16 protein-coding genes are annotated in these 16,404 nt (G+C 59.1%); 14 read left to right on the plus strand and 2 right to left on the minus strand.

Annotation, left to right across the window (positions count from 1 at the left end):
• From nuoH to AB8B29_RS04845, 14 genes are all read left to right on the plus strand, one after another.
• Positions 1-1,044: an NADH-quinone oxidoreductase subunit NuoH gene (nuoH, locus tag AB8B29_RS04780; protein WP_113118942.1), complete on the plus strand. Its 1,044-nt coding sequence runs from the start codon at positions 1-3 to the stop codon at positions 1,042-1,044.
• Positions 1,045-1,084: 40 nt separating this feature from the next.
• Entirely contained in the window at positions 1,085-1,576 is a 492-nt protein-coding gene (nuoI, locus tag AB8B29_RS04785) for an NADH-quinone oxidoreductase subunit NuoI (RefSeq protein WP_113118943.1), read from the plus strand.
• Positions 1,577-1,725: 149 nt separating this feature from the next.
• Positions 1,726-2,340, plus strand: coding sequence for an NADH-quinone oxidoreductase subunit J (locus AB8B29_RS04790; protein ID WP_037194252.1), 615 nt, complete (start codon positions 1,726-1,728; stop codon positions 2,338-2,340).
• Positions 2,341-2,371: 31 nt separating this feature from the next.
• Positions 2,372-2,680, plus strand: a complete 309-nt coding sequence (nuoK, locus tag AB8B29_RS04795) for an NADH-quinone oxidoreductase subunit NuoK (RefSeq protein WP_034507513.1) — start codon at positions 2,372-2,374, stop codon at positions 2,678-2,680.
• Between the two features lie 7 nt (positions 2,681-2,687).
• Complete coding sequence (gene nuoL, locus AB8B29_RS04800; RefSeq protein ID WP_037194254.1) at positions 2,688-4,682, plus strand: NADH-quinone oxidoreductase subunit L; 1,995 nt, start codon at positions 2,688-2,690, stop codon at positions 4,680-4,682.
• Positions 4,682-6,193, plus strand: a complete 1,512-nt coding sequence (locus tag AB8B29_RS04805) for an NADH-quinone oxidoreductase subunit M (protein ID WP_037194256.1) — start codon at positions 4,682-4,684, stop codon at positions 6,191-6,193. Before nuoL ends, AB8B29_RS04805 begins: the two co-directional genes overlap by 1 nt.
• A gap of 18 nt (positions 6,194-6,211) precedes the next feature.
• Complete coding sequence (nuoN, locus tag AB8B29_RS04810; RefSeq protein WP_037194258.1) at positions 6,212-7,654, plus strand: NADH-quinone oxidoreductase subunit NuoN; 1,443 nt, start codon at positions 6,212-6,214, stop codon at positions 7,652-7,654.
• Positions 7,654-8,418 (plus strand): biotin--[acetyl-CoA-carboxylase] ligase, encoded by a 765-nt coding sequence (locus AB8B29_RS04815; RefSeq protein WP_047553135.1) that lies wholly within the window; start codon positions 7,654-7,656, stop codon positions 8,416-8,418. The genes nuoN and AB8B29_RS04815 overlap by 1 nt, the downstream gene beginning before the upstream one ends.
• Positions 8,419-8,432: 14 nt before the next feature.
• Positions 8,433-10,106, plus strand: a complete 1,674-nt coding sequence (locus tag AB8B29_RS04820; RefSeq protein ID WP_113118944.1) for a ribonuclease J — start codon at positions 8,433-8,435, stop codon at positions 10,104-10,106.
• Between the two features lie 31 nt (positions 10,107-10,137).
• On the plus strand, positions 10,138-10,542 hold the full coding sequence (mce, locus tag AB8B29_RS04825; RefSeq protein WP_037194264.1) for a methylmalonyl-CoA epimerase: 405 nt from the start codon (positions 10,138-10,140) through the stop codon (positions 10,540-10,542).
• Positions 10,543-10,640: 98 nt separating this feature from the next.
• Positions 10,641-10,919: a DUF1467 family protein gene (locus AB8B29_RS04830; protein WP_037194266.1), complete on the plus strand. Its 279-nt coding sequence runs from the start codon at positions 10,641-10,643 to the stop codon at positions 10,917-10,919.
• 623 nt (positions 10,920-11,542) lie between these two features.
• A complete protein-coding gene (gene proS / locus AB8B29_RS04835; RefSeq protein WP_037194268.1) occupies positions 11,543-12,865 on the plus strand; it encodes a proline--tRNA ligase in 1,323 nt (440 codons plus the stop codon).
• Between the two features lie 26 nt (positions 12,866-12,891).
• On the plus strand, positions 12,892-14,202 hold the full coding sequence (locus AB8B29_RS04840) for a lipoprotein-releasing ABC transporter permease subunit (RefSeq protein ID WP_037194270.1): 1,311 nt from the start codon (positions 12,892-12,894) through the stop codon (positions 14,200-14,202).
• A 14-nt stretch (positions 14,203-14,216) separates the two neighbouring features.
• Positions 14,217-14,900 carry an ABC transporter ATP-binding protein gene (locus AB8B29_RS04845; RefSeq protein ID WP_037194272.1) on the plus strand — a complete coding sequence of 228 codons (684 nt, stop codon included), beginning with the start codon at positions 14,217-14,219 and terminating at the stop codon, positions 14,898-14,900.
• Positions 14,901-14,907: 7 nt separating this feature from the next.
• Here the strand turns inward: AB8B29_RS04845 and AB8B29_RS04850 are convergent, their stop codons facing one another.
• Both AB8B29_RS04850 and AB8B29_RS04855 read right to left on the minus strand, forming a co-directional pair.
• Complete coding sequence (locus tag AB8B29_RS04850) at positions 14,908-15,375, minus strand: DUF5680 domain-containing protein (protein ID WP_037194274.1); 468 nt, start codon at positions 15,373-15,375, stop codon at positions 14,908-14,910.
• An 85-nt stretch (positions 15,376-15,460) separates the two neighbouring features.
• Positions 15,461-16,057 (minus strand): hypothetical protein, encoded by a 597-nt coding sequence (locus tag AB8B29_RS04855; protein WP_037194275.1) that lies wholly within the window; start codon positions 16,055-16,057, stop codon positions 15,461-15,463.
• Positions 16,058-16,404 lie beyond the last annotated feature (347 nt).

Raw genomic sequence — 16,404 nt, forward strand, 5'->3', positions numbered from 1 at the left:
ATGGATTCATTCGTTTCGACCTATCTCTGGCCGGCGCTGATCATGATCGGCCAGTCTCTGCTGCTCCTGGTCTGCCTGCTGATCTTCATTGCCTATATCCTTCTTGCCGACCGCAAGATCTGGGCGGCGGTTCAGTTGCGTCGCGGCCCGAACGTCGTCGGTCCCTTCGGCCTGTTTCAATCTTTCGCCGATCTTTTGAAGTTCATGGTCAAGGAGCCGATCATTCCGGCGGGCGCCAACAAGACCGTGTTCCTGCTGGCACCTCTGGTTTCGGTGGTATTGGCGCTGTCCACCTGGGCTGTCGTACCGATGGCTCAGAATTGGGTAGTCGCCGACATCAACGTCGGCATCCTCTACATTCTGGCGATCTCGTCGCTTGAGGTGTACGGCATCATCATGGGCGGCTGGGCTTCGAACTCGAAGTATCCGTTCCTCGGCGCGCTGCGCTCGGCGGCGCAGATGGTGTCCTACGAAGTCTCGATCGGCCTCGTCATCGTCACCGTGCTGCTTTGCGTCGGTTCGCTGAACCTCACGGATATCGTGCTCTCGCAGCAGACGGGCCTCGGCACCAAGCTCGGCCTGCCGGCGTCGTTCCTCGATTGGCACTGGCTGTCGCTGTTCCCGATGTTCATCGTGTTCTTCATCTCGGCGCTGGCGGAAACCAACCGTCCTCCCTTCGACCTTCCGGAAGCGGAATCGGAACTGGTTGCCGGGTTCATGGTCGAATACGGCTCCTCTCCGTACATGATGTTCATGCTCGGCGAATATGCCGCCGTCGTTCTCATGTGTTCGCTGACGACTATTCTCTTCCTCGGCGGCTGGCTGCCTCCGGTGGATATCTGGATCCTCAACTGGGTTCCGGGCATCATTTGGTTCCTGCTGAAGTCGTGCCTCGTCTTCTTCATGTTCGCTATGGTGAAGGCTTTCGTGCCACGCTACCGCTACGACCAGCTCATGCGCCTCGGCTGGAAGGTGTTCCTGCCGCTGTCGCTCGCCATGGTCGTTATCGTTGCATTCGTGCTGAAGGTGACGGGATGGGCATGATCATGTCGATCCTCGCTTCAAGCAGATTTGGAGGTTGAAGATGGCCGGAATTTCCAACGCCGTCAGCTCGCTGTTCCTCAAGGAATTTGTCGGCGCATTCTTTTTGTCGATGCGTTACTTCTTCAAGCAGAAGGCGACGATCAATTATCCGTTCGAAAAGGGGCCGGTCAGCCCGCGCTTCCGTGGCGAGCATGCGCTGCGCCGCTATCCGAACGGTGAAGAGCGCTGCATCGCCTGCAAGCTCTGTGAAGCCATCTGTCCTGCCCAGGCCATCACGATCGAGGCCGGGCCGCGCCGCAACGACGGCACCCGCCGCACGGTGCGTTATGACATCGACATGGTGAAGTGCATCTATTGCGGTTTTTGCCAGGAAGCATGCCCGGTCGACGCCATCGTCGAAGGGCCGAACTTCGAATTCGCTACCGAGACCCGCGAAGAGCTCTACTTCGACAAGGCGCGGCTTTTGGAAAACGGCGACCGCTGGGAACGCGAAATCGCGCACAATATCGCGTTGGATTCGCCCTACCGCTAAGCGGTGTTTTGAATATGCCGCGACGGCCGGCCAGGTTGTCGCCGTCGCGGTTGAATATAGACCGGGGCTTTGCCGGACGAATGTCAGGCTAAGCCCCATCGGGCAGGGATACTCCCGGCTGCCCGGGGGAAGACGAAAAAGGCACCAACATGGGTCTGCAGGCTCTTTTTTTCTACATCTTCGCCTTTGTCGCGGTGGCGTCGGCGTTCATGGTTATCTCGGCGCGGAATCCGGTCCATTCGGTCCTGTTCCTCATCCTGGTTTTCTTCAACGCGGCCGGCCTCTTTCTGTTGTTGGGGGCTGAATTCCTGGCGATGATCCTGCTGGTCGTCTATGTCGGCGCCGTGGCGGTTCTCTTCCTCTTCGTCGTGATGATGCTCGATATCGATTTCTCCGAGCTCAGGGCCGGCATTCTGGAATATGCACCGATCGGCGCATTGATCGGCGTCATCCTTGCCGCCGAGCTCATCGTCGTTGTCGGCGGCAGCGTGATCTCGCCCCAGATCGCCAAGACAGTCGCCATGCCGATCCCGGCCGTGACCGAGCGAACGAACACGGCCGCCCTAGGCGACGTGCTCTACACCAACTACGTTTACTTCTTCGAGATCGCCGGCCTTGTGCTTCTGGTCGCGATGATCGGTGCGATCGTGTTGACGCTGAAGCATCGCACGCACATCAAGCGCCAGAATATTTCCCAACAGGTCGCCCGCACGCCCGCGACCGCCGTCGAGGTGGTCAAGGTCAAGCCGGGGCAGGGCGTCTGAGGCGGGGCACGAGGATCAAAGGAACAAGAACATGGTCATTGGACTTTCCCACTACCTGACGGTCAGCGCCATCCTCTTCGTGCTCGGCGTCTTCGGTATTTTTCTCAACCGTAAGAATGTCATCATCATCTTGATGTCTGTCGAACTCATATTGCTCGCGGTCAACATCAACATGGTCGCCTTCTCGTCGTTCCTCAACGACATCGTCGGCCAGGTCTTCGCTCTGTTCATTTTGACCGTCGCTGCCGCCGAGGCTGCCATCGGTCTTGCAATTCTCGTCGTCTTCTACCGTAACCGCGGCTCCATCGCCGTTGAAGACGTCAACATGATGAAGGGCTGATACAGCTATGTTTTTATATAAGGCTATCGTCTTTCTTCCTTTGATCGGCGCGATCATCGCCGGCCTTTTCGGCCGCGCCATCGGCGCCAAGGCTTCGGAATATATCACCACCGGCCTGATGATTATCGCCGCGATCCTGTCGTGGGTCGTCTTCTTCACGGTGGCGCTCGGCCATACCGACGGCCCGATCAAGGTTGAAGTCTTGCGCTGGATCCAGTCCGGCGGCATCGACGCGTCCTGGTCGCTGCGCATCGATACGCTGACATCGGTGATGCTGATCGTCGTGAACACGGTTTCGACCCTCGTTCACGTCTATTCGATCGGATACATGCATCACGATCCGCATCGTCCGCGCTTCTTCGCCTATCTCTCGCTCTTCACCTTCGCCATGCTGATGCTGGTGACGTCGGATAACCTTGCCCAGATGTTCTTCGGCTGGGAAGGCGTCGGTCTGGCTTCCTATCTGCTGATCGGCTTCTGGTTCAAGAAGCCGTCCGCATCGGCAGCTGCGATTAAGGCCTTCGTCGTCAACCGTGTCGGCGACTTCGGTTTCGTGCTCGGCATTGCCGGCGTCTTCGCCCTCTTCGGCTCGATCAATTTCGACGTCATCTTCGGCAATGCGCAGAGCTTCGCCGCAGGGCAGGGTGGCCAGCCTGGTGACATCGTGCTCAACCTCTTCGGCATGCAGCTTGATCGTGCGCATGCGCTGACCGGTGTCTGCCTGCTGCTCTTCATGGGCGCGATGGGCAAGTCGGCGCAGTTCCTGCTGCACACCTGGCTGCCGGACGCCATGGAAGGCCCGACCCCGGTCTCCGCGCTCATCCATGCCGCAACCATGGTTACCGCCGGTGTCTTCCTCGTCGCCCGCATGTCGCCGATCTTCGAACTCTCGCCCGATGCGCTGACCTTCGTCACCATCATCGGCGCGATCACGGCCTTCTTCGCGGCAACGGTCGGCCTCGTGCAGAACGACATCAAGCGCGTCATCGCCTATTCGACCTGTTCGCAGCTCGGCTACATGTTCGTCGCCCTCGGCGTCGGCGCTTACGGCGCTGCCATCTTCCATCTGTTCACGCATGCCTTCTTCAAGGCTCTGCTCTTCCTCTGTGCCGGTTCGGTCATCCATGCCGTCGACGGCGAGCAGGACATGCGTCACATGGGCGGCCTTCGCTCGCACATCAAGAAGACCTACTGGATGATGATCATCGGCACGCTGGCGATCACCGGCGTCGGCATTCCGTTTTCGCCGATCGGCTTTGCCGGCTTCTTCTCTAAGGATGCGATTATCGCGGCGTCGTACACGTCGCACAATCCGGCTTCCGGCTTTGCCTTCACGCTGCTGGTCATCGCCGCGCTGTTTACCAGCTTCTATTCCTGGCGCCTGATCTTCATGACCTTCTATGGCAAGCCCCGCGCCTCGCACGAGGTCATGCATCATGTGCATGAATCGCCGAATGTGATGCTGATCCCGCTCTATCTGCTGGCGATCGGCGCCGTCTTCGCCGGCTGGTATTTCCATGACTACTTCGTCGGTCTTGACTACGAGGAATTCTGGAAGCATGCGCTCTTCACGCTGCCTGACAACAAGATCCTCGAAGAGGCGGAGCATGCTCCGCATTGGGTCGAACTCAGCCCGTTCATCGCAATGGTGCTCGGTTTCGTGACCGCCTGGTACATGTACATCAGGTCGCCGGAGACGCCGCGCAAGCTCGCGCAGCAACAGCGCGTGCTCTACGAGTTCCTCTTGAACAAGTGGTACTTCGACGAGCTCTATGACTTCCTCTTCGTTCGCACCGCCAAGGCGCTCGGCCGCTTCCTCTGGAAGAAGGGCGACATCGGGGTCATCGACACCATCGGCCCGAACGGCGTCGCCGCCCGCGTCGTCGATGTCACCAACCGCGTCGTGCGCCTGCAGACCGGCTATCTCTATCACTATGCCTTCGCGATGCTGCTCGGTATTGCAGCCCTCGTTACCTGGATGATGCTCGGGAGTTCCCTCTGATGACCGATTGGCCTATTCTTTCAACGGTCACGTTCCTGCCGCTGGTGGGTGTCCTTCTCCTGCTGTTCACGCGGGAAGATGGACCCAACGGCCGCCGCAACATCCTGAACATCTCTCTGGCGACGACGGTCTTCACGTTTATCGTGTCGCTGTTCGTCTGGATCTGGTTCGACAATGCCAATCCGGGCTTCCAGATGATCGAGAAGCATGATTGGCTGACCAGCGGCATCAGCTATCACATGGGTGTCGACGGCATCTCGATGCTGTTCGTCATCCTGTCGACCTTCCTGATGCCCTTCTGCGTGCTGGCAAGCTGGCTCTCTGTGGAGAAGCGACTGAAAGACTACATGATCGCCTTCCTCGTCCTCGAGACGATGATGGTCGGCGTTTTCGTGTCGCTGGATATCGTGCTGTTCTACGTCTTCTTCGAAGCCGGCCTTATCCCGATGTTCCTGATCATCGGCGTCTGGGGCGGCAAGGATCGCGTCTACGCCAGCTACAAGTTCTTCCTCTACACGCTGCTCGGCTCGGTGCTGATGCTGCTCGCCATCATGGCGATGTACTGGCAGGCCGGTACGACTGACATCCCGTCGCTGCTCGCCTACAAGTTCCCGCCGCAGCTGCAGACGTGGCTATGGCTTGCCTTCTTCGCCTCCTTCGCGGTGAAGATGCCGATGTGGCCGGTCCATACGTGGTTGCCCGACGCACACGTTCAGGCGCCGACGGCGGGCTCGGTTATCCTGGCCGGTATCCTTCTGAAGCTCGGCGGCTATGGTCTCATCCGCTTCTCGCTCGGCATGTTCCCGAACGCGTCGGAATTTTTTGCGCCGCTCGTCTTCGCCCTGTCGGTCATCGCCATCATCTACACCTCGCTGGTGGCGCTGATGCAGGAAGACATCAAGAAGCTGATCGCCTATTCCTCGGTTGCCCACATGGGCTATGTCACCATGGGCATCTTCGCGGCCAACCAGCAGGGCGTCCAGGGCGCGATCTTCCAGATGCTGTCGCACGGCATCGTCTCCGGCGCTCTCTTCCTCTGCGTCGGCGTGATCTACGACCGCACCCATACCCGCGAAATCGCGGCTTATGGCGGCCTGGTCAACAACATGCCGAAATATGCCGTGGCGATGATGGTCTTCACCATGGCCAATGTCGGTCTGCCCGGCACCTCCGGCTTCATCGGTGAATTCCTCACCCTGATCGGGGTCTTCCGCGTCAACACCTGGGTTGCCTTGTTCGCCGCCACCGGTGTGATCCTGTCGGCCGCCTATGCGCTCTGGCTTTACCGTCGCGTCATTTTCGGCGTGCTGGATAAGGAGAACCTGAAGAAGCTGCTGGATCTGTCGCCGCGTGAACAGCTGATCCTTTATCCGCTGATCGCGCTGACGATCCTCTTCGGCGTCTATCCGGCTCCGATCTTCGACGCCACGGCCGCTTCGGTGGATCTGCTGGTAAACAACTATACCGCTGCCCTGCACGCTGCGCAGAACGTTGCGCTGTCGATGAATTGATGACGGGACCTATTCGACATGACTGCTGACACAATTCTTGCAAGCCTGCATCTTTCCATTCCGGAGCTCATCCTCGCGGTCGGTGCGCTTGCGTTGCTCATGATCGGCGTCTTCTCAGGCGAGCGGTCCGGACCCATGGTCACCGGTCTTGCCATCGCGGTGCTCGCGGTGGCCGGTCTCTGGATCATCTTCGTTCCGGGCGAGGGCCTGGCTTATGGCGGCGCCTATCTCGCCGATGGCTTCTCCCGCTTCATGAAGATCGTCGCGCTGGTCGGCTCGATCGTCACCATGTTCATGAGCATGGGGCAGGCGCGCGAGCAGCAGCTCGATCGCTTCGAGTTCCCGGTGCTCCTGCTGCTGGCGACCCTCGGCATCCTGCTGATGATCTCGGCGCATGACCTGATCTCGCTTTATCTGTCGCTGGAACTGCAGTCGCTGGCGCTCTACGTCGTTGCCGCCATCAACCGCGACAATCTCAAGTCGACGGAAGCCGGCCTGAAGTACTTCGTCCTTGGCGCTCTCTCTTCCGGCATGCTGCTCTACGGCATGTCGCTGGTCTACGGCTTCACCGGCCACACAACCTTCGATGCCATTGCCACCGCGCTCAGCGCCGAGACCCGCTCGCTCGGGCTCGTCTTCGGTCTGGTTTTCGTCCTTGCCGGCCTGGCCTTCAAGATCTCCGCCGTGCCGTTCCATATGTGGACGCCGGATGTTTACGAAGGCGCGCCGACGCCGGTCACCGCCTTCTTCGCTGCTGCGCCGAAGGTCGCGGCCATGGCGATCCTGACCCGCATCGTCATTACCGCCTTCCATCCGGTGCTTGCCGACTGGCAGCAGATCATTGTCTTCATCTCGATCGCCTCGATGGTGCTCGGCTCCTTCGCCGCGATCGGTCAGCGCAACTTCAAGCGACTGATGGCCTATTCCTCGATCGGTCACATGGGCTATGCGCTGGTCGGCCTTGCCGCCGGCACCAAGACCGGCGTATCCGGCGTCATGCTTTACATGGTCATCTACATGGTCATGACCCTCGGTACCTTTGCCATCATCATGGCGATGCGCCGCAAGGACGGCCGTCAGGTTGAGAATGTCGATGATCTCGCCGGCCTTTCGACCACCAACCCCTTCATGGCCGTCGTGCTGACAGCACTGATGTTCTCGCTGGCCGGCATTCCGCCGCTGGCAGGCTTCTTCGGAAAGTACTTCGTTTTCGTCGCAGCTATCCAGGCGCATCTCTATGCGCTTGCCGTCATCGGCGTTCTCTCTTCGGTCGTCGGCGCCTACTACTATCTGCGCGTCATCAAGGTCATGTGGTTTGACGAAGCCAAGGACGAATTCACCCGCACGGCTGGTTCGCTGCGCCTGGTCTTCGGCCTCTCGGGCTTGTTCGTGGTCGGCTACGTCCTCTTCGGCGGCGCTATCGGCGGTGCTGCCGATCTGGCTGCCGCGACGCTGTTTTGATGGCGTCTGACATGAATAGCCGGAAGTCGCTTGCCGACTTCCGGCATGATGCCCTTTCAGAGACAAGTTCCACCAACAGCGAGTGCCTGGAACGGGCACGTGCGGGCGATCGCGGAAACCTTTGGGTCACCGCCGAACGTCAGACCGGTGGACGTGGTCGCCGCGGCCGTCCCTGGGTATCCGAGCGCGGTAATCTCTATGCATCTCTCCTGTTGATCGATCCTGCTCCGATGGACCGTCTCGGCTCCCTGCCGCTCGCGGTCGCGATTGCCGTGCATCAGGCGGTGCGCAGCGTGCTGCCGCTGGCCGCCGAACCGGTCGAAATCAAGTGGCCGAACGATATCCTGATCGGCCGCAAGAAGACCTGCGGTATCCTGCTCGAGGGCGAAGCCTTACCCGATGGGCGCTATGCGCTTGTCATCGGTATCGGCATCAACGTCGCCGTCATGCCCGACAATCCGATGTATCCGGTCACCTGCCTGCGGCAGCAGGGCTCGATGGTCTCGCCTGATGAATTGTTTGCCCATCTCTATGCGGCGATGGCCGAAGCCCTTGATGTTTGGAACAGCGGCAAGGGCATTCGGGAGGTCACGGCGCGCTGGCGCGAAGCGGCCTGTGGCGTCGGTGAAAAGATCACGGTGAACTTGCCGGACAAGTCGATTTTAGGCCATTTCGTCGGAATCGATGATAATGGCTTGTTGATGCTCGAGACCGAAGACGGCAGGACTATGCCGATCGCGGCGGGCGATGTTTTCTTTAGGTAATGGTTGGGAACGAAATGGCGAAACAAGACGAACTGGTGTTTCTGCCACTCGGCGGCGTCGGCGAGATAGGTATGAATCTCGCTCTGTATGGCTATGGAACGCCGGAGCATCGCCAGTGGATCATGGTCGATTGCGGCGTTACGTTTCCGGGACCGGATCTGCCGGGCGTGGATCTGGTGTTGCCGGACATCCGCTTTCTCGCCAAGGAGCGCAAGAACCTCAAGGGCATCATCATTACCCACGCGCATGAGGATCACTACGGCGCGCTGAGCGATCTCTGGCCGGGTCTCAACGTCCCCGTCTACGCTTCGGGCTTTACCGCCGGCCTTCTGGAAGCCAAGCGCGATTATGAAAAGACGATGGGTCAGATCCCCATCACCCCGTTCAAGGCTGGTGACCGCATCAATGTCGGCCCCTTCAGCATCGAGGGCGTCGCCGTCAATCACTCCATTCCCGAACCGATGTCGTTGATGATCCGCACGCCGCTCGGCAACGTCATTCATACCGGCGATTGGAAAATCGACCACGAGCCTTCGCTAGGGCCGCTCACCGACGAGACCCGCTTCCGGCAGCTGGGTGACGAAGGCGTCCTGGCGCTGATGTGCGATTCCACCAATGCCCTGCGCGATGGCGTCTCGCCCTCGGAAAAGGACGTTTCCGAAAGCCTGCGCAAGATCATCGAGAATGCCGAAGGCCGGGTAGCGATCACCACCTTCTCCTCGAATGTCGGCCGCATCCGCACTGTTGCCGAGGCTGCCGAGGCCGCGGGTCGCGAAGTGCTGTTGTTGGGCAGTTCGCTGAAGCGTGTCGTCGACGTCGCCCGCGATGTCGGTCTCATGGACGGCATCAAGCCGTTCATTGCCGAGGATGAGTATGGCTATATCCCGCGCGACAAGGTCGTAGTCATCCTGACCGGCAGTCAGGGTGAGCCGCGCGCCGCTCTTGCCAAGCTGGCAAGGGACGAAATGCGTCACGTCGCGCTGGCATCAGGTGATATCGTCGTCTTTTCCTCGCGCGCCATCCCCGGCAACGAGAAGGCCATCCAGGACATCAAGAACGGCCTGATCGAACAGGGCGTGCATGTCGTGACGGATGCCGAAGCGCTCGTGCACGTGTCCGGCCATCCCCGGCGCAATGAGCTGCAGAAGATGTATGAGTGGACGCGGCCGAAGGTCGTTGTGCCTGTGCATGGCGAGCCGACGCATCTGAGCGCGCATAAAGAACTGGCCGAACAGTCCGGTATCGCCACCGTGCCGAAGGTTCGCAATGGCGACATATTGCGCCTCGCGCCGGGACCGGTCGAGGTGATCGGCGAGGCGCCGCATGGACGTATCTTCAAGGACGGCATACTGATTGGCGATTTCGACGAGATGGGCATCGGCGAACGCAAGAAGCTGTCCTATGTCGGCCATGTCGCCGTCAATCTCGTGCTCGATGCCCGTTACGACATCGCCGGCGATCCGGATATCGTGTGCATCGGCCTGCCGGCCTATGACGACGAAGGCGAGGAGATGGAGGACACGCTCTTCGATGCCCTCGTCAGCGCCATCGAGAGCATTCCGCGCGCCCGCCGCAAGGATCTGGCGATGCTGCAGGAGGCTGCTCGTCGCGCCGTGCGCTCCGCCGCCAATCACGGATGGGGAAAGAAGCCTTTTGTGACGGTGTTCGTCACGCGCACTGCCGGCTGAGGCCCGTGATCCGATCGGGGAGGAGAGATCCGTGCTTGGACGCATCAATCACATCGCACTTGCCGTTCCGGACATAGCCGCCGCTTCGGCGACCTATCGCGAAACACTCGGCGCTAAGGTGTCTGCGCCGCAGACATTGCCGGAACATGGCGTCACGGTCGTCTTCGTCGAGCTGCCAAACAGCAAGGTCGAACTGCTCGAGCCGCTGGGCGAGGCCTCGCCGGTCGCCGCTTTCCTCGCGAAGAACCCCGACGGCGGCATGCATCATATCTGTTACGAAGTTGCAGATATCCTTGCAGCACGCGACCAGCTGGTCGCCGCAGGCGCTCGCGTGCTTGGAGATGGCGAGCCGAAGATCGGCGCGCATGGCAAGCAGGTGCTCTTCCTGCATCCGAAGGATTTCTTCGGCACGCTGATCGAGCTCGAGCAAGTGTGACATTAAAGCGCTGGACGACGCTTTGAAACGCGACAGCTTTGCCCCTATAAGCAACTTGGAAGAGGAAGAGGCGAGCAGGCTCGTCTTAAGGGAGCGGAATGGTCCAGCAGATTATAGCGAGTCTCGCGGTGTATTTCGTCATCTGGTGGATCACGCTTTTTGCGGTCCTTCCATTCGGTTTGCGCACCCAGGCCGAGGACAAGCATGTGGTCTTCGGCACTGTCGAAAGCGCACCGACGAAATTCCGTGCCTGGAGAGTGGTGTTCTTCACGACGCTGGTATCGGCTCTCATCTATGGTTCCTGGTATGTCGCCTCGCACTATTTCGGACTGAGCGTCGACTCCATTCCGCGGTTCGTTCCGAACTACGACAAATAACCTATCGGAAATTGTGGTTGGAATCGCCTGGACACCAATCGCCTCGCGATCGCTTTCAATTTGTCACGCGCCTGTCATCTTTGTGAAGCAAAGAATCTATGGACGATGGCCGCAATGGGTTTGTTAAGGAGCCTTTTGATGCGTCTGTCGAGCCAGTTGGCAGACAGCTAGCCAAGGCGAAAAGCAAAAAAAAACAAGGCCATAAGCCTTGTTTTAAAGTATCGCGTGATCCTTATCCGTTACCGGGGCAGCGAGCGAGCGCGCCTAAGATCTGATCCTCCCAAGACTTGACCGCGAAACGGCAAGAATTTAACCTTCCTGCCTCTTTTGTGAGCTAAAATTAGCTCAAAGATTGAGCTTTGTCATCTATTTTTTTGCTTTTTTGCTACAGTCGCGCAGAATTTTTCTGTTGATGAAATTTCGTCTTAAATCCTTACAAACGTGCGATTTTTCGAAATCGCGGAAATATATCACATCGCCCGCATTCGTGGGCATTTCTCGCATTCCCTACGCGTCGAATGCGGGTTTCCTTCCTGCGCCGAAGCAGTTATGAACTGCCTCCAGTACACAATTTGCTAACGATTCCGCCAGAGGCGAATCGTCAAACCTCTGGAACAAGCGTCATGCGTCTGTCTCGTTACTTCATGCCCATTCTGAAGGAAAATCCTAAAGAGGCTGAAATTGTTTCCCATCGGCTCATGCTGCGCACCGGCATGATCCGCCAGCAGTCACAGGGTATCTATTCCTGGCTGCCGCTGGGCAAGCGCGTGCTCGACAAGGTCAACAAGATCATCCGCGAGGAGCAGAATCGTTCCGGCGCCATCGAGCTTTTGATGCCCACGCTGCAGACGGCCGAGCTCTGGCAGGAGAGCGGCCGCTACGACGCCTACGGCAAGGAAATGCTGCGCATCAAGGACCGGCAGGACCGGCCCATGCTTTACGGCCCGACCAACGAGGAGATGATCACCGACATCTTCCGGTCCTACGTCAAGTCCTACAAGGACCTGCCGCTCAATCTCTATCATATACAGCTGAAATTCCGTGACGAGATCCGTCCGCGTTTCGGCACCATGCGCTCGCGTGAGTTCATGATGAAAGATGCCTATTCCTTCGATCTGACGCAGGAAGGCGCCGTGATTGCCTACAACAAGATGTTCACGGCATATCTGCGCACCTTCGACCGCCTTGGTCTTCGGGCAATCCCCATGCGCGCCGACACCGGCCCCATCGGCGGCGAGCTCAGCCACGAATTCATCATCCTCGCAGATACCGGCGAATCCGAAGTTTTCTGCCACAAGGATTTCGTCAATTTCGATATCCCCGGCGAAGACACGAATTTTGATGACGCTGCTGGCCTGAAAGGCATCTTCGACAAGTGGACTTCGGTCTATGCTGCCACCTCGGAAATGCATGATGAAGCCGCCTTCAACGCCATCCCCGAAGGCGAGCGCCTCTCGGCGCGCGGCATCGAGGTCGGCCACATCTTCTACTTCGGCACGAAATATTCCGAACCGATGGGTGCGAAAGTTCAGGGTCCCGACGGCAAGGAACACCCTGTACACATGGGATCTTACGGTATCGGCCCGACACGCCTTGTTCCCGCCATCATCGAAGCATCGCATGACGAGAACGGAATCATCTGGCCTGCTTCGGTTGCGCCTTTTGACGTCGTGGTGATCAACATGAAGTCCGGCGACCAAGCCTGTGACGATGCTTGCGAAACGGTCTACGCCGCCCTGTCGAAGGCCGGCAAGGATGTCCTGCTTGACGATCGCGACGATCGTGCCGGAACGAAGTTCGCGACGGCGGATCTGATCGGCGTGCCCGTGCAGATCATCGTCGGGCCGCGTTCGATCGCGGGCGGCGAGGTGGAAGTGAAGGACCGTAAGACCGGTGCTCGCGAGACGATGACAGTCGAAGCGGCAATCAAGCGGCTGGCCGGCTGATAGACAAAAGACAGGATGGAAGGCGAATGGCGGTGAACGTGGCAGTGGAACAGCAGGGAAATTCGCCCAAGGCCAGCCCGTCATCCCGTCCGTTTTCCGGATTCGAGAGACTTGTCGCGTGGCGCTATCTTCGCTCCAGGCGCAAGGAAGCATCGATTTCGGTCATTGCCGGCTTCTCGCTGGTCGGCATCATGCTGGGCGTCGCCGCGCTGATCATCGTCATGGCGGTCATGAACGGCTTCCGCGCCGAACTCTTCAAGCAGATTCTTGGCTTCAACGGCCATGTCGTCGTGCAGCCGATCGATTCGCCGTTGAACGACTATGCTGAGCTGGCTAAGAAGTTTGCCGCTGTTCCCGGTGTCACCATGGCCTTGCCGCTGGTGGAAGGTGAAACGCTTGCGTCCGGGCGGGGCGGCTCCGGCACCGGCGCGCTGGTGCGCGGCATCCGCGCCGAGGATATGACCAAGCTCAAAACCGTTTCCGATCATATCGTCTCCGGCGACATAGTCGGCTTTGCCTCGGGGCAGGGCGTGCTGGTGGGTACACGCCTTGCGCGGCAGCTGGGCCTGACGGTCGGCGACCAGATCACGCTGACGGCGCCCGATGGCGATGTGACGCCCTTCGGCGTCAATCCGCGCGTCAAGGCCTATACGATCTCCGGCCTCTTCGAGGTCGGCATGTCCGAATATGATTCCTCCGTCGTCTTCATGCCGCTGGAGGAATCACAGCTCTTTTTCAACGCCGAAGGCATCGTCGAGAAGATAGAACTCTTCGTCAGCAATCCGGATGATGTCGATGAGCTGAGGCCGAAGATCGAGGCTGCCGCGGGTCGGCAAGTGTTCCTGACCGACTGGCGGCAGGTCAACGAGACTTTCTTCTCGGCCCTGCAGGTCGAGCGCAACACCATGTTCATGATCCTGACGCTGATCGTCCTCGTGGCTGCGCTAAATATCATTTCCGGTCTGATCATGCTGGTGAAGGACAAGGGCAGCGATATCGCCATCCTGCGCACCATGGGCGCGACGTCCGGGGCGATAATGCGCATCTTCTTCATGACAGGTGCTGCCATCGGCGTGGTCGGCACATTCGCCGGCGTTCTGCTCGGTGTCCTGGTCTGCCTGAATATCGAATCCATCCGGCAGTTCTTCTCCTGGATTTCGGGCACGGTGATCTTCAATCCGGAGGTCTATTTCCTCAGCAAGCTGCCGGCCCAGATGAATATGAGCGAGACCGTCTCCGTTGTTGTGATGGCACTGACGCTGTCTTTCCTTGCCACGATCTTTCCGGCCTGGCGTGCCTCGCGGCTCGATCCGGTGCAGGCGCTGCGCTACGAATAAGGAATTCGCATTTGATGAAAGGCAACGTCGTTCTCCAGCTTTCGGGCGTGGAGCGTCATTACGGGCAAGGCGATACCCAGCTATCGATCCTGAAGGGAGCCGATTTCGCCCTGCGCAGCGGCGAGATCGTCGCGCTGGTTGCGCCCTCCGGTACCGGCAAATCGACGCTCCTGCATGTGGCCGGCTTGCTCGAGCATCCCGATAGCGGCGAAGTGCTGATCAACGGTCAGGCATGCGAAGGCTTGTCCGACGACAAGCGTACGGCAGTTCGTCGCAGCGAGATCGGCTTCGTCTATCAGTTCCATCATCTGCTGCCGGAATTTTCGGCGCTTGAAAACATCATGATGCCGCAACTGATCTCAGGTCTCTCCCGCAAGGAGGCAAGTGAGCGCGCCGCCCAGCTTCTCGATTACATGCGCATCGGCCACCGCGGCGATCATCGACCGGCCGAATTGTCCGGCGGCGAACAGCAACGCGTCGCCATTGCGCGCGCCGTCGCCAATGCGCCTCTGGTACTGCTGGCCGATGAACCGACAGGCAATCTCGATCCCGCAACGGCACATTATGTCTTCGATGCCCTTGAAGCGCTGGTGCGGCAGTCGGGTCTGGCGGCATTGATCGCCACGCATAATCACGAACTCGCAGTCCGCATGGACCGCCGCGTCACATTGAGCGAAGGCAAGGTGGTCGAGGTCTGATCGCCCGTTACGGAACGATCAGCCCGCCGCGATAATCCAGCTCGTAGGCCTTGCGCTCCTTCACCATGATGACCTCGTGACCGATAAAATGGTCGCAGCCGCCGGTGCTGCGATCGACGTAACGGCCGAAGGCGTGTTCGAATTCGAAGCCGCCGAGAAAGCGTTTTTCATCGAGATAGAGCCGTAGCAGCGCTGATTTGATGACCATGCCGGCGCTCCGCCCGTCGATCAGGTCCGGCTCGACGATGCGGCCGAAATAGTTCATCGCCCAGACCGGCTCGTCGTCATGCCAGACCAGCTCCTGCCCGGCGAAATCCGTGCCGCCGAAATAGCTGTCGAGATAGCGCCAGCGGCCATTGGCATAGCCGATGTCATGCGAGCCGCTTCGGCAGGACGGCAGTCTCTCGCCATCTCCGACATAGGTCTCGGCCTTGGCGATGACAATGAAATCGTTCAGCTCGGCAAGATCCGGCATGGCCCTCTCCAATGATGGTGAGCGACCACAATGCCATGGAATGTGCAGCGTGTAAAGAACATATAGTGAACAGACGCTGTGTTTGCTATTGTCCGTCTCCGCAGATTTTCTGGCCGAAGTCGTCTTGCCAGTCCTCGATTTTGACCGTTTTGGCGTCTGCCTTGATATCCTTGCCGTTCTTTGTCGCCTTGCCGGTCAGGACATTGTAGTCGCAGTTGTACCCGGAATCGGGTTCGAGCGTATCGCGGGACACATAGGTATAGCCGGCAACGACGAAGCTGTTGTTGCGGTAGGCGAGTGTCAGCGTCTGCTCCCAGCGGTCGCGTCCGACGCTGTCATTTTGCGATGTGACGGTGATGGATCCGTTCGGCAGCGCCGCGATCGACGGTTCCTGGCCGACCATGCCGTCAGGCCCCACGCTGCCCCATATCTTGTTCGGCGCGCTGACTGCCAGATTCACCAGCGCATGTTCGCCACCGCGCAGATAGATGTAGATGCCGATCGGATTATCGGCCTGATCGTCGGGAGCCGATGCGACCAGCAGGGCGAGATCCGGCTTGCCGTCCTTGTTCCAGTCGCCGATCGCCGCGTCGATGATACGGTCGGGCGCAATGGCGTCCCCGGCATGCGCCGTGGTCGCGACCGAAAGCAGGGTGAAGGCGGCATAATTCAGTGATTTCATGATGATCTCCCCTTTGTCCCTGCATAGCCTCGGGTTGATCGAGCGTCCATCGGCAAGACGAAATATCGGACGATGAAATTTATTGATGCATCTATTGACTCCCGAACAAAAATAGAACAAAAAAGAAACATAACGAGTAAGGAGCGCGTAAATGACCGATATCATTCGAGACGTTGCAGCATTCACCTCCATCGTGATGTTCGTCGCCAGCTTTTCCCTCATCATGATGGCGATGTGAATTTTATTCCCATACGAGCACGTTGCCCCCGAGTTTAATGGGAGCAACTCATGGACTTTGTCGTCCGCAATGCCGAGAATGGCGGTGATTCATTCAGGCATGCGGAAGG

This window comes from Rhizobium sp. 11_C7_N12_5, assembly GCF_051811145.1.
Classification (GTDB): Bacteria; Pseudomonadota; Alphaproteobacteria; order Rhizobiales; family Rhizobiaceae; genus Rhizobium; species Rhizobium lusitanum.